The organism is Pelotalea chapellei, assembly GCF_018531195.1.
Taxonomy (GTDB): domain Bacteria; phylum Desulfobacterota; class Desulfuromonadia; order Geobacterales; family Pseudopelobacteraceae; genus Pelotalea; species Pelotalea chapellei.
Genome location: NZ_JAHDYS010000019.1, coordinates 1 through 14,029 on the forward strand (window position 1 = coordinate 1; position 14,029 = coordinate 14,029).

General features: G+C 55.3%; 15 protein-coding genes. 1 reads left to right on the plus strand and 14 read right to left on the minus strand.

Annotated features, from left to right (window positions below; genetic code table 11):
* Positions 1-172 precede the first annotated feature (172 nt).
* The 14 genes from KJB30_RS15765 to KJB30_RS15830 all read right to left on the minus strand — a co-directional run bounded on the left by KJB30_RS15765 (position 173) and on the right by KJB30_RS15830 (position 12,208).
* Positions 173-550, minus strand: a complete 378-nt coding sequence (locus KJB30_RS15765; protein WP_214301109.1) for a VOC family protein — start codon at positions 548-550, stop codon at positions 173-175.
* 152 nt (positions 551-702) lie between these two features.
* Positions 703-1,188, minus strand: coding sequence for a cysteine hydrolase family protein (locus KJB30_RS15770; protein ID WP_214301239.1), 486 nt, complete (start codon positions 1,186-1,188; stop codon positions 703-705).
* The gene (locus KJB30_RS15775) at positions 1,073-1,330 is read right to left on the minus strand and encodes a hypothetical protein (RefSeq protein WP_214301111.1); all 258 of its coding nucleotides are present in this window, start codon (positions 1,328-1,330) and stop codon (positions 1,073-1,075) included. Before KJB30_RS15775 ends, KJB30_RS15770 begins: the two co-directional genes overlap by 116 nt.
* A gap of 113 nt (positions 1,331-1,443) precedes the next feature.
* A complete protein-coding gene (locus tag KJB30_RS15780; RefSeq protein WP_214301113.1) occupies positions 1,444-2,277 on the minus strand; it encodes an MBL fold metallo-hydrolase in 834 nt (277 codons plus the stop codon).
* Between the two features lie 492 nt (positions 2,278-2,769).
* Entirely contained in the window at positions 2,770-3,162 is a 393-nt protein-coding gene (locus tag KJB30_RS15785) for a GxxExxY protein (RefSeq protein WP_214301115.1), read from the minus strand.
* Between the two features lie 219 nt (positions 3,163-3,381).
* Positions 3,382-4,614, minus strand: coding sequence for an LL-diaminopimelate aminotransferase (locus tag KJB30_RS15790; RefSeq protein ID WP_214301117.1), 1,233 nt, complete (start codon positions 4,612-4,614; stop codon positions 3,382-3,384).
* 40 nt (positions 4,615-4,654) lie between these two features.
* Positions 4,655-5,461, minus strand: a complete 807-nt coding sequence (locus KJB30_RS15795; RefSeq protein ID WP_367619002.1) for a MetQ/NlpA family ABC transporter substrate-binding protein — start codon at positions 5,459-5,461, stop codon at positions 4,655-4,657.
* Positions 5,462-5,481: 20 nt separating this feature from the next.
* A complete protein-coding gene (locus KJB30_RS15800) occupies positions 5,482-6,144 on the minus strand; it encodes a methionine ABC transporter permease (RefSeq protein WP_246545745.1) in 663 nt (220 codons plus the stop codon).
* Positions 6,131-7,321: a methionine ABC transporter ATP-binding protein gene (locus KJB30_RS18300; RefSeq protein WP_496198538.1), complete on the minus strand. Its 1,191-nt coding sequence runs from the start codon at positions 7,319-7,321 to the stop codon at positions 6,131-6,133. The genes KJB30_RS15800 and KJB30_RS18300 overlap by 14 nt, the downstream gene beginning before the upstream one ends.
* 107 nt (positions 7,322-7,428) lie before the next feature.
* Complete coding sequence (dapB, locus tag KJB30_RS15810) at positions 7,429-8,232, minus strand: 4-hydroxy-tetrahydrodipicolinate reductase (protein WP_214301119.1); 804 nt, start codon at positions 8,230-8,232, stop codon at positions 7,429-7,431.
* A 169-nt stretch (positions 8,233-8,401) separates the two neighbouring features.
* A complete protein-coding gene (gene dapA, locus KJB30_RS15815; RefSeq protein ID WP_214301121.1) occupies positions 8,402-9,274 on the minus strand; it encodes a 4-hydroxy-tetrahydrodipicolinate synthase in 873 nt (290 codons plus the stop codon).
* Between the two features lie 36 nt (positions 9,275-9,310).
* A complete protein-coding gene (locus tag KJB30_RS15820) occupies positions 9,311-9,754 on the minus strand; it encodes a CAP domain-containing protein (RefSeq protein WP_214301123.1) in 444 nt (147 codons plus the stop codon).
* Positions 9,738-10,991, minus strand: coding sequence for a diaminopimelate decarboxylase (lysA, locus tag KJB30_RS15825; protein ID WP_214301124.1), 1,254 nt, complete (start codon positions 10,989-10,991; stop codon positions 9,738-9,740). The genes KJB30_RS15820 and lysA overlap by 17 nt, the downstream gene beginning before the upstream one ends.
* 188 nt (positions 10,992-11,179) lie before the next feature.
* Entirely contained in the window at positions 11,180-12,208 is a 1,029-nt protein-coding gene (locus KJB30_RS15830; RefSeq protein ID WP_214301126.1) for an LOG family protein, read from the minus strand.
* 211 nt (positions 12,209-12,419) lie between these two features.
* On the opposite strand from KJB30_RS15830, the gene KJB30_RS15835 reads away from it, so the two are divergent.
* Positions 12,420-14,006 (plus strand): peptidylprolyl isomerase, encoded by a 1,587-nt coding sequence (locus tag KJB30_RS15835; protein WP_214301127.1) that lies wholly within the window; start codon positions 12,420-12,422, stop codon positions 14,004-14,006.
* Positions 14,007-14,029: the final 23 nt, after the last annotated feature.

The following is a 14,029-nucleotide window of genomic DNA, read 5'->3' on the forward strand; positions in this document are numbered from 1 at the left end:
AAAAACATGGTGCCGTGGGACCCGAATTTCATGCAACACACATAACACCTCTTGACACCTAACACAGTTGCTCTCCCCAGGGAGAGGGATTGGGTGAGGACCGAAGCGCTACGGCGCACAAGGTGGTTTTCGAGGACGGCGGCGAGATGGCCGTTTTTCAACAACCTGTCAGTCACTGCATCGAATGCAGGCCGATCATGTTCCCTTCCGTGTCGTAGACCAGGGCGATGAAACCATACTGCCCGATGGGAAACTTCTCCTTGAAGATCTGGCCACCGTTGGCCGCGGCCTTGGCTGCCTCGATGCTGCAGTCGGCACAGCTGAAATAGATCAGAGTTCCGCCACCGCCGGAATCTTTCCCCTCCATCTTCACCAGGGCGCCGGTCGCGCCGGGGGCACCCTGCTCCATCGGGAAGGCCCACAGCTCCATACCTGGGATCGGGCTTTCCAGTTGGGTCAGTGTGAGGCCCAGCAACGTCTCGTAAAACTTCTTCGCCCGCGCCATCTCCTGCACGTAAATTTCGAACCAGACAATCGGGTTGTATGTCATGACGAACCTCCTCCTTGTGTGGTGCAATTATACACCCGATAGGCCGGAGGTGTTGTTTTTGAAACAGCAATGGCGGCCAAGCGGCCGCCGGTGAATTAGGTATGGTGTCCCCCAGAATTATATGTGCGCATAGCCGTTGACTGGTTTCGAGGTCACCGCCGGAGCAGCGCGTTCTCGTTCCGGGCCAGCAGCGCCTGCAGGTCGAGTTCAGTAGAGGAGGTGATATCCGCCTTGAGGATCTTGGCCATCTGATCCAGCGCGTGGCGGTTTTCCTCCTCGGTGTTGGAAACCACGCAGTCCGATGGCACCACCACGTTCAGGTCACGCATGTAGGCGTCGTTGGCGCTGAAGAGGATGCAGATGTTCCCGGCGATGCCGGTCAGGATGACCGTGCGGGTGCCGAGGTAGGTAAGCAGTGTATCGAGGGTACTGGCGTAAAAGGCGGAGTGTTTCGGCTTGAGCACGAAGTAATCATCCTCCTCGGGCCGGAGGATCTCGGTCACCACCTTGCCGCGCACGCCGTCATCCAGGCAGTGCCGCACCACCTGGCGAAAGTCCGACTTCCAGCGGCCGAAATTGTCGTTGGCGTAGATGACCGGAAATCCCGCTTCCCTGGCCCGCCCCTTGAGCTGAGCGATCCGCCTTGGCCATCGGCAGCGCCCGTTCCGCCAACGCTTCGCCCCCTTCCCACTCCATGTCGTTGATGACGTCGATCAGTAGCAGCGCTACGGTGCAGGATTCAGGGACATTTCCGTGCAGATCTTCGTTGTTTGCCGGCACTGCGCCTCCCTCGGAAGTGGTCTGTGTAAACCACTCGTCATAATGAAAAGAATACCACAGGCTCTAGGGTGTGACAGGAAGGACCAACACAGCGGTAGACGGGTCAATGAGCGTCACCACCTGATGTGCGACCGGAGCGAACGCGCCACCAGCGGGTTTGCGGCCAGCGGGGGCAGCCCCAGGGTGGTCACCACCTGTCGGCAGAGGGCCAGGGGATCGACATCCGGTGCCGGCGCCGCCATCTGTACTGCCCGATCGACAGCCTGCAGCCATGACCGGCCTTCAGAGATCCGCTCGGAGATTACCGTCGTTCGTGGCGGCTGCCACGCTTCCAGCAGCAGTCCCACACCTTCCATCTGCTGCAGGCGTTCCAGGGTTGCCAGCGAGGTGCTGAAATCATCGTAGATCGGCATGTCTCCCGCGACCGGCACCGCATCCCCCGAGAACAGTGCCCTGTCCGGGGCCAGCAGGTAGGACAGCGACCCGGCCGAGTGCCCCGGGGTTCCGATCACCTTCAATGACAAGCCTCCCCCCAGGTTCAGCCGTTCGCCATCTGCAACGATCTGATCCACCCTGACCGGCCCACCCACCAGGATCTCGAAACCCGGCACCGGCCGCTCGCGGGCCTGGCGATCGGTGTCCTCGATCCAGGTGTGCTCGGCTGCGCCGGCCAGCACGCGACAGCCGGTGATGGCCTGGATGGCGTGGGCCGCGCCGATATGGTCGGGGTGGCTGTGGGTCAGGATCAGGCGGTCGATGCGCTTCCCGCGCCCCAGGCGCTCCAGGTAGGGGAGAATCAGAGTTTCGGAGCCGGCAACCCCGCTGTCGATCAGCGTGGTCTCTTCGCCGCAGATCAGGTAGACGAAGACAAAGCGCTCGATCGGGCCGGCAGGGGTGGGAACGGAAAAAGGAATCTTCAGGGCGTGGATGTGATCGGTGATCTGCATGTGGTGGACCTCCAAAAGGAAAATGACTGCGCCACAAAAACAAAGGCCGCGGGGATAAAACCGCGGCCTGGTGATACTGAAAGAGCGCGGGCTGGTGGCCCGCGCTCCGTTAATGGCAGCGCAGAGCCGTCACATGGTGACGACTACGACTACGAAGAGAGTGATTGTCAGTGGTATCGTGTTCATTGGTAGTTTCTACCGTAAGGGGGTGGGATTGTCAACGGTCGGGGTTATCTATGGCTTGTGCCAATTATCCCCCTTTTGAAGGTATGTTGTCCCTGGGACTCCCGCGCCACTTTTGAATTACATGGTGTAACAGGAATTCTTCTGAAATACGGGAAGTGTCCCTCATTTCTCCCCTCATTTCTCCTTGTGAAAACTTCTTTTAAATATCTCTCGCAAAGGCGCAAAGCACGCAAAGAAAACCAACCTTCAAAGCGCTTGCCAGGGACAGCCCAAGTTCATTCCTGCTTGACGCGAAACTATTTTCAATCAATCCGGCATGCCATTCACGATTCTGGTTATACCATTTTTGATCAGCTCTTCTCCAAAATTTATGAGTAAACCCAACCGCTTTCCTGAAAGTTTCAAATACGTTGTAAGCTGCTTCTTGTGAACGGGAGCAATTTTCTCCAAGGATTTCAGTTCGACAAGAACCGAATCCTCGACGATAAGGTCGGCACGGAACCCTGTATCCAGGCGAACTGACTCATAAACCACCGGCACGGGAACCTGAGCAGCGACGTTAAGCCCCCGCTTCTGGAGTTCATGCATCAGGATTGCCTCGTATGCCGATTCCAGCAGACCGGGGCCAAGAGTTCGATGAATCCGGAAGGAAGCATCGACAACAATCTCTGCCAGTTCGTTTTCCCGTGACCTAGTCATGATTCTCTCCGCAAAACTCACCATCAACTCGCGCAAAGGCGCAAAGGCCGCAAAGGAAGGCCAAACCAACAGCTATCAAAAATGAAACTTTAAAGCCTTCAAGACATAATTTGAGGTTTAAAGCCTTCAAGCTTTTCTTTGCGAACTTTGCGCCTTTGCGCGAGACAGGATTTTGTTCAATAAAAAAGGGCACCCACATGGGCGCCCTTTCAATTCATCCTACTTCAAATTCTTCTTTATCCTCTCCACCGCCTCAATCACATTCTCGCGATGGCCGAAGGCCGATAACCGGAAGTACCCTTCCCCGCTCGGACCGAAGCCGCTGCCGGGGGTACCGACTACGTTGCATTCGTTCAAGAGCTTGTCGAAGAAGTCCCAGCTGGTCATGCCGCCGGGGGTCTTGAGCCAGATGTAAGGGGCGTTGACGCCGCCGTAGCAGGTGACACCGGCCTCTTTAAGCCCTTCACGGATGATGCGGGCATTTTCCATGTAGTAGTCGATGATTTCCTTGTTCTGCTTCCAGCCTTCCTCGCTGTAGACCGCGGCAGCGGCCTTCTGGACCGGGTAGGAGGCGCCGTTGAACTTGGTGGTGGTGCGGCGCAGCCAGAGCTTGTTGAAGCTGAAACGCTCACCGGTGGAGGTGGTGCCGGTTACTTCCTCGGGCACGACCACCAGGCCGCAGCGCACGCCGGTGAAGCCGGCGGTCTTGGAGAAGGAGCGGAACTCGATGGCGCACTTCTTGGCCCCTTCGATCTCATAGATGGAGCGGGGAATGGCGGGATCGGTGATGAAGGCCTCGTAGGCGGCGTCGAAGAAAATCACCGCGTCATTGGCGTTGGCGTAGTCGACCCACTTCTTAAGCTCGGCCTTGCTGGCCACGGTTCCGGTGGGGTTGTTGGGGAAGCAGAGGTAGATGATGTCCACCTTCTCGGTGGGCAACGAGGGGATGAAGCCGTTGGCCTCGTTGCAGGGCATGTAGACGATGCCCTTGTAGTAGCCCTTCTCATCAGCTTCGCCGGTGCGGCCGATCATCACGTTGGTGTCGTTGTAGACCGGGTAGACCGGGTCGCCGATGGCCACCACGTTGTCCAGGGCAAAGATGTCGAGGATGTTGGCGCAGTCGCACTTGGAACCGTCGGAGATGAACATCTCCTCGGTCTTCAGATCAACGCCCAGGGGCTTGTAGGATTTCTCGATGATCGCGTTGATCAGCCAGTCGTAGCCCTGCTCCGGGCCGTAGCCGGCGAAGTGGTCAGTGGTGGCCAGATCGTCCACGGCGTCGTGGAAGGCCTTGATCACGGCAGGAGCCAGTGGACGGGTCACATCGCCGATGCCCAGACGGATTACCTTGGCGCTGGGGTTGGCGGCGCTGAACTCGCGCACGCGGCGGCCGATCTCGGGGAACAGGTAGCCTGCCTTCAGTTTCAGATAGTTGTCATTGATTTTTGCCATGTTGCAGATGCCTCCTTGAAAATTACAGTGTCGACGTATTTTAAAATACGGGGATTACGGAGCCTTTATATTTATCTTCAATGAACTTTTTAACCGCATCGCTCTTCAGAGCTTCAACCAGCGCCTTGATCTCCGGGCGGCTTTCATCGCCTGTCCGCACTGCGATGATGTTGGCAAAGGTGGTTGCCGCCAGGGACTGTTTTTCTTCCTTGGCCAGGGCATTGGCAGTAACGGACAGGTTGGCCAGCAGGGCGTAGTTGCCGTTGATCACCGCAAAATCAACATCGGGCAGTGAGCGGGTAAGCTGTGCTGCCTCAAGCTCTTTTACCTGGATATGCTTCGGGTTTTCGATGATATCGGCTGCCGTGGCCTTGAGGCCAGCTTCGGGCTTGAGCTTGATCAGTTTCAACGTTTCCAGCAGCAGCAGGGCGCGGGCCTCATTGGTGGTGTCGTTGGGCACGGCAATGATGGCGCCATCTTTCATGTCTGCCAGCGCCTTTGTTTTGCCGGCATAGATGCCCAGCGGCTCGTAATGGATCGCAGCTGCCGATGCGAGGCTCGTCTTGTTGTTTTTGTTGAAGTCATCCAGATAGGGCTTGTGCTGGAAGTAGTTGGCATCCAGCTCCTTGTTCTGCAGTGCCAGGTTGGGCTGGACATAATCGGTGAATTCCTTGATCTCCAGCTGATACCCTTTTTCTTTAAGCACATTGGCGACAACGCCGAGAATTTCGGCATGGGGCGCCGGAGAGGCACCGACCACGATCTTCTTGGAGCTTTTCTGTTTGCATCCGGTCACGAATGCGACCGCCATCAATGAAATCAACAACAACGATACGATTTTTTTCACGTTACCTGTCTCCTTGTTTTTTATCTTCTCTTGTCCTGTTTCAGGGAAATCTTCATCCCGATGTCCTGGAAAACCTGTACAACCACGATCAGCAAGACCACGGTTGCGATCATGATGTCATTCTGATAGCGGTAATAGCCGTATCGTATGGCGATGTCACCCAGCCCGCCGCCGCCGACAATACCTGCCATGGCTGAATAACCGAGGATCGTTGTCGTCGCAATGGCGCCGCCGACTATCAGCGATGGCTTTGCCTCGGGTATCATCACCTTGGTAATGATCTCAAAAGGGGTTGCCCCCATGGACAGGCCAGCCTCGATGATCCCCTTATCAACCTCTTTGATGGATGATTCCACCAGCCTGGCAACAAAGGGAGCGGCTGCAATGATCAGCGGAACGATGGTGGCCGTCGAGCCTATGGTCGTTCCTGTTATGAATCTGGTTATGGGCAGCACCGCTATCAGCAGAATCAGGAAGGGAACGGATCTGGTCAGATTGACCACTATGTTCAGGATCTTATTCAAGGCGGGACGGGGCAGGATGCCCCCTTCTGCTGTCACGACCAGTATGATGCCCAGCGGCAGGCCGATGAGATACGCCGCAGATGTTGAAGACACCGTCATGTAGAGCGTCTCCAGCAGGCCTTTGGCGATCATGATGCCAGTAGAGCTATTCAGCATCATCCCCCCATTCCTCTACAAAGAGATTGTGTGTACGGAAATAGCCTACAACCTTGCTGGCCAGGGCCTTGTCCTCGGGCAGTTGCAGGACGAGTTCCCCAAAGGCCACCCCATCGATGTCCTTCATATCGGCGAACATGATGTTAACCGGCGCCTTGCACTCCAGTATCATGCTGGCGACGGTGGGGGCATAGGAGGAGCTTCCATCGAAGACGATGCGGCAACATCTCTTTCCGATGAAGCGTTCCCTCATCTTGGCATCGGGGTAGACAAGCCGTTGCGCAGCCGCGGTCTTGGGGTGGGCAAATATCTCCTGAACCTTGCCGACCTCTACGATCTTGCTCTTATCGATAATGGCCACATGCTGACAGATCTCTTCGATGACGCTCATTTCATGGGTAACCACGACGATGGTTATGCCCAGCCGCCTGTTGATGTCTTTGAGCAGAGCCAGTATGGAGCGGGTCGTTGCGGGGTCAAGGGCGGAAGTGGCCTCGTCGCACAGGATGACCTTGGGATTGACGGCCAGTGCCCTGGCTATGGCCACGCGCTGTTTCTGTCCGCCCGAAAGCTGCGACGGGTAGTTGTCCGCCTTGTCCGACAGCCCCACAAGCTCCAGCAGCTCTTTGGCCCTCGCCTTGGCCTCCTGCTTGCCGACCCCGGCGATCTCAAGGGGAAAGAGGATGTTTTTCTCGGCCGTGCGCTGCATCAACAGATTGAACTGCTGGAATATCATGCAGATGCCGCGTCTGGCTTCTCTCAGCTGCCCTTCCGTGAGCCTTGACAGGTCCTGGCCATCGACGATGATTCTGCCGCTGGTCGGCTTTTCGAGATAATTCATGCAGCGCACCAGCGTGCTTTTGCCTGCGCCGCTCTCACCGATGATGCCGAAGATATCCCCCTGCTCGATCTCGAGGTTGATATCATCCAGCACAGTGATCTTTTCGCCATTCAACGAAAAGGCCTTGTGGAAATGTTCTATTTTAATGATCGGGCTTGTTTCGTTCATGGTCTGCTTGAGAGCTGTTTTCCCGGGCGGAAAGTTCTTAACACCCGAATACTGGCATTTAAGGAAGATGCCGCAAAGCGCGGCATTCATCTGATCATTCAAGGAATGTCGATTTTGCGGCAAGTTCCAGGCGCCAAGGAAGAGCGCGGAGACTTCAACTGTCCGTCGCACAATTTCGCCTGCGAAATTGGACCGCGAAGGCGCCCGAAGGGGCGGCCATCAGGCCGAGTCACAAGCGATGACGCGGGCAACGCCGAAATTGCCCAAAAGCGGCATTCCTATTTCAGACCGAGGACGTCCTGCATGTCGTACAGCCCAGGTTCCTTCCCCACCACCCACTTGGCTGCCCTTACACTACCGCGGGAAAACATGTCGCGGGTCATGGCCCGGTGGGAGATCTCGATGCGCTCACCCATGCCGATGAAGTAGACGGTGTGCTCGCCGATGATATCGCCGCCGCGCACGGTCTGCATGCCGATCTCTTCCTTGGTGCGCTCGCCGCAGATCCCTTCGCGGTGATAGTTGGCCACTTTGTTGTAGTCGCGGCCCAAGGCCTCGGCCACAACTTCTCCCATGCGCACAGCCGTTCCCGAGGGGGAATCCTTTTTCTTGTTGTGGTGCAGTTCCACGATCTCCACGTCAAAGTCGTCGCCCAGGGTCTTGGCCACATCCTTGAGCGCCTTGAGGCAGACATTGACCCCCACCGACATGTTGGGTGCCAGCACTGCCGGTATTTCCCTGGCCAACTCTACCGCCAGTTCGCGTTCCTCGGGAGTGAAGCCGGTGGAGCCGATCACGATCGACTTCTTCTTCAGTGCGCAGGCTTCCAGGTTCTTGAGGGAAACCTTGGGCGCGGTGAAGTCGATCAGCACATCGCAGCCGGCAATCACGGCATTCAGGTCATCGGAGATGTTCACGCCCAGAGCGCCGCACCCGGCAACCAGCCCTACATCCTGACCGGTCATGGGATGGCCCGGCCGCTCCAGCGCGCCCGAAAGCTGAACTCCTTCGGCCTCGATTACCGAGTTGATGATGCGTTGTCCCATACGACCGGCGGCGCCGCAAACTGCTATCTTGATCATATAAACCTCTTAGATTCGTTTTACACAAAGGGCACAAAGAAAACTGGAGGATTGGGCCCCCTCTCTAGCTCTCCCCCGCTGGGGGAGAGGACAGAGTTCCCTCCCCCAGCGGGGGAGGGTTAGGGAGGGGGAAGAAACTTACGCAGCCAGGGCGGAAAAGAACCGCTTCCTAGATAAGCTTGTATTCTTTCATGATCGCCGCGAGCTTGGCCTTATTTCCCTCGCCCATCGGACAGAGCGGCAGCCGAACCTCGTCCGAGCATTTGCCCATCAGCCCCAGAGCGGTCTTGACCGGAATCGGATTGCTCTCGATGAACATGGCGTTGGAGATCTTGAGCGTATCGAGATGCAGCTTGCGGGCCTTGTCCAGATCGCCGGCGAAATAGGCGTCGGTCAGGTCAGCGACAGCTTTGGGCATGATGTTGGCCAGAACCGAGATAACTCCCTTTGCACCGCAAGCCATCATGGGGAAGGTGATGAAATCATCGCCGGACAGCACGTCGATCTTGTCTCCGCACAGTGCCATTATTTCCGAGGCCTGCTGCAGTGACCCGGTAGCTTCTTTGATCGCCACGATGTTCTTGTGCTCGGCCAGACGCGCCACGGTCTCGGGCAGCATGTTGACGCCGGTGCGGCCCGGTACGTTGTACAGAATCTGCGGAATTGCCACGGCATCGGCAACGGCGGTGTAGTGACGATAAAGACCTTCCTGGGTCGGCTTGTTGTAATAAGGGGTTACCAGCAGGCAGCCATCTGCCCCCAGTTCCTTGGCATGCTGCGTCATCTCGATGGCTTCGCGGGTCGAGTTGGAACCGGTACCGGCGATGACCGGCACGCGCTTGTTGACCTGCTGGATGACGATTTCGATCACCCGGTCATGCTCGTCATAATCCAGTGTGGACGACTCGCCGGTGGTGCCGCAGGGCACGATGGCATCGGTGCCGTTTTCGATCTGGAATTCCACGAGCTGGCGCAGTGTTTCCTCATCCACTGTCCCGTTCTTGAATGGTGTCACAATGGCTACGATACTTCCTTTGAACATGGTTCTACCTCCTAGAAAGGTGCTGGTATGAGTAAGTTATTTACAGGCGAAAAAAGTTACGTAGGGGCCGGTCTTGTCGATTCCGGCCTTGGTTATCTGTTTGGAAAGCATGTTCTTGTCGTGACCGGGGGAGCTCTTCCACCCGGTGAACTGGGAAAGAGAAGTCTCATGGTTCCAGCCGACATTTTCTACACAGGCATGCGACCCCGAGCGCTCAAAGCGCTCCTTGAATCCATCGTGGCTCAGGTTGCCGCTCTTTTCCATCTCCCTGCTATGCTTCCTGGCCAGATCTTCCAGAACGTCCGAAGCGGCAAGCGGTTGCAGCTTGTGAGCGGCACGGTAGCTGTTGATCCGGACAAGAAGATCCTGCTCGAACTGTCCGGCGGATGCCGGGGAGGTAAATGTCACTCCTGAAAGGAATACCCCGCACCACACCCATATCAGCAGGGTACGCATGTAGCCGTTACAAAAACGATGCAACTGTTTCGCCGCGCACCAGGTCTTCCACCTTTTCGCGCTCACGGATGACCTCGAATTTTTCACCCTTGACCATTACTTCAGCCACGCGAGGGCGGCTGTTGTAGCTGCTGCTCATGGCAAAGCCGTAGGCGCCGGCAGACATGAACGCCATCAGGTCGCCCTGCTTGAACATGGGCACTTCGCGATCCTTGACCAGAAAATCGCCCGACTCGCAAATGGGGCCGACTATATCGGCTACGATCATGCCGTCCTGATCCTTGACCACCGGCTGCACGCCGTGGAATGAACCGTACAGCGCCGGGCGGGCCAGGTCGTTCATGCCGGCATCGATCATGATGAAGTTCTTGTCGTCGCGCTCCTTGGTGAAGAGCGTGGTGGCGGTCAGGATGCCCGCGTTGCCGACGATATTGCGCCCCGGTTCGAACACCAGGTGCATGCCCAGGTCTTTCGTTGCTGCCACGATTTCCTTGCCGTAATCGGCGGGCAATGGCGGCTCTTCTTCATTATACTGGATACCGAGGCCGCCGCCGCAGTCGAAATATTGCAGGTTGATGCCCAGGTCCTTAAGCTTGCCGATCATGATCTTCAGTTTTTCAATGGAATCCACGAAGGGAGTCACCTTGGTGAGCTGTGAGCCGATGTGCATGTCGATGCCGATCACCTCGATGCCGGGCAAAGTTGCGGCACGCTTGTACTCTTCCATGGCGCGGTCGATGGTGATGCCGAATTTGGCATTTTTCAAACCGGTGGTGATGTACGGGTGGGTGCCGGGATCCACATCGGGATTGACGCGGATGGCAATGCCCGCCTTCTTGCCCATGCGCGAGGCGATCTCGCTGATGCGGGTCAGTTCCTGCTCGGACTCCACATTAAACATGAGGATGCCGGTATTGAGGGCGTACTCGATCTCGTCATTTTTTTTGCCGACACCGGAATACACCACCTTGTGGGGATCAACGCCAGCCTTGAGTGCGCGGTACAGCTCGCCGCCGGAGACGATATCCACGCCACCGCCGAGGTTGATGAAGGTTTTCAGCACGGATTGGGTGGAGTTGGCTTTGACAGAATAGCAGATGGTATGTGCAACACCGTTGAAGGCATTGTCGAAAGCCTTGAAATGGCGTTCAAGCGTGGCGTGGGAGTAAATGTAGACCGGGGAGCCCACTTTGGCAACGATATCCTTTACGGCCACATTTTCGGCAAAAAGTTCTGTGCCTTTGTACTGAAAATGGTTCATGTAGTCCTCCCCGTTTTTATATGGAAGATGGCGTAAACTTTGTTGGAAAAAAGTGGGTACTTATAGCATAAGCGAAAATGGAAAGTCAAAAGACGAATGAGCAGACTGAGACTGAAATTAAGGTTAAGGTTAAGGTTGAGCACCTCTCAACCTCAGCCTTGACCTCGACCTCAGTCTTGACCTGTATTTCAGAAGGTATTGATCCGATGGATGAAGGCCAGCAGCAGCCCGTAGTGATGGTGGTCAAAAAGCATGGTGATGCGCGGCAGGGCAGCCAGGTCAGGCTCATCCGCTTCCTCAGGAAACGGACTGCAACAAGTGATCTTGTCCCCTTCCCTGACAAGCTCGGGAAACTCTTCTCCCAGAGTGGCAACCTGTTCCGGCAACAGCTCTTTGTTCAGGCGGATTACCAACCGGTGGTCGATAAAACGCATGGAGTGATAATTGTGGTAAAAGTTCTGGATTACCTCAGCCGCTTCGTTCTCATCCTTAGTGATGGTGAAAATCGAGAAATCTTCGCCCGAGATGAAACCTTTCACTAATAGGCTTTGTTTCACGAAATTGAAAAAACGCTCCCAATAGCCTTCTTCGTCATCAATCAGAATCAGCGGTTTAGGAGATGTTTTGCCTGTCTGTACCAGGGTGAAGACCTCCATGGCCTCGTCCAGCGTCCCGAAACCTCCTGGAAAGACAGCAACAGCATCAGCCTCCTTGACGAAGGCAACCTTGCGATTGAAGAAGTACTTGTAGGTAATCAGCCGGGGGTTGCGCAGCATGACCGAGTTGGGCGCCTGCTCAAAGGGGAGGCGGATATTGACTGCAAAGGAATTCTCGCTGCCTGCACCCTCATTCCCTGCCTGCATGATACCCGGACCACCGCCGGTAATGATCATGTATCCCTTTGAAACAAGCAGGCGGCTGAAGCGGACGCACTTCCCGTACATCTCCTCGTCCGGTGCCGTGCGGGCGGAACCGAAGACCGTTACTTTTTTCTTGTGACGGTAGGGACCGAAAACCTTGGCAGTGTAGCGCATCTCGCGCAAGGTGCGATTGATCAGCTTGAGATCGGCGAGATAATCGATCTCCTGGCCGATTTTCAGGGCGGAAAGCACCATTTCGCGAATGACGGTGGGATGATGGATGTCACCGGACGCCGCAAACACTTGATCGATCAGCTTGTCTATTTCTTCATTAGTCCGGGAAAAACTGAGTTCCATCAGCAAAACCTCGCCTTGGTGGGGATTGACGTGTGTCAGGCAGCACGGTAGCACAGGTCATAATGCAATGTAAACGGATGGATACGCGGCCGAAGCTAACAAACAACAGCTTGCAATCACTTGGGACGTATAGTAATATTCCGCATTTCGCGCCGGCACGAGCGGCGTTTTGACTGCACAATTCTAATTCCGTTCAAGGAGTATCCTGCCTATGCTGGAGATCATTCGCCAGAGGAAACAATCCATCGTCATCAAAATCGTTTTTATCATCATTGTTCTTTCATTTATTGGGACCATGTTCCTGGTGTGGGGCAAGGGCAGTGACGGTTCAGGCGGTTCCCGCGGCTATGCCGCCAAGGTGAACGGCACCAAAATCAGCGTAGAAGAATATCAATCCGCTTATCAACGCATAAGAAACATGTATCAGCAGATCTATGGTCAGTCGATCCCGGCTGAGATGGAAAAGATGCTCAATCTTAAAAAAGTGGCTTTGGATAGCTTGATTGACAACATGCTGGTCATGAAAGAAGCAAAGAAAATGGGCATCAAGGTCAGCAAGGATGAGGTTGCCAAGGAAATCGCTGGAATGTCCACATTCCAGAAGGATGGCGCTTTCAATTTCGATCTTTATCAGCAACTGCTCAGAAGCAACCGCATGACTCCAAAGGAGTTCGAGGAGAGCCAGAAAAACGAGCTGATGATCAAAAAAGCTCGCCAGTCTGTAAAAGACAAGGCAACAGTCACCGATGACGAGGCCTTGGCTCAATACAAAAAAGAGAATGACAAACTCGATCTGGAATTCGTAGCCTTTGCCCCTTCGGACGTAATTGACCAGATCAAGCCGACTGAAGCCGAGTTGAAGGATTATCTGCAAAAGAACCAGAATGAGTTCAAAACACCTGTAAAAGTTGCTCTCTCCTATGTCCTTATTGATCCAGCGAGCATGGCAGCCAAGCTGTCGGTCAGCGATGAAGAGATCCAAACTTTCTACCAGAAGAACATCGACCGCTGGCAGGGCAAGGATGGCATTCTCCCTTTCAACGAAGTGAAGGACAAGGTCCGGGCCGAGGCGCTCAAGCAGAAGGCGGCAAAGCAGGCTTATGAACTCGCTTCTGACACTCTTTACAAGAATGCAAAATCAGGCGACCTGAGCCTGATCGCACGTCAATTAGACCTGAAGGTCCAGGACACATCGCTCTTTTCTGTCGCCACTCCCCCCTCTGCGCTGAATGGCGAGGCAGCTGTCATCAAAAAAGCGCTGGAACTGAAACAGGGTGAATTGGGTGGCCCGGTTGAAACCGCCAAAGGCATCTATATCCTTAAGGCTAAAGAACGCAAAGAAGCGGTGGTTCCTCCCCTGGCAGAGATAAAGTCGGAGGTTGAGCAGAAGACGCGGACCGCCAAATCTGTCGATCTTGCCAAACAAAAAGCTGAAGAGGCAGCAAAACAGCTTGCAGCCAAAGCACCGGCCAAAACTCAATCCACCGGTAGTTTCGGGTACTCGGTCAAGGGTGATATACCGGTCATCGGTAATTCACCGGAATTGATGGAAGCTGCATTCAAACTGACTTCCGCTGCACCTGCAGCTCCTGCTCCCTTAAAAGTCGGTAACCGCTGGTATGCAATTCGCCTGAAAGCACGCACAGAAGCTCCCCGTTCCGAATTCGACAAGAACAAGGAGCAACTTAAGAAGACCATGCTGCCCAAAAAGCAGGAAGAGGCGCTGGCGGCATGGGTGAAGGATCTCAAGGCAAAAGCCACCATTGAAGTGAATCCGGCGCTTGTCGCTGAAAAATAGACTGCTGGGCAGCCCATTGCTGC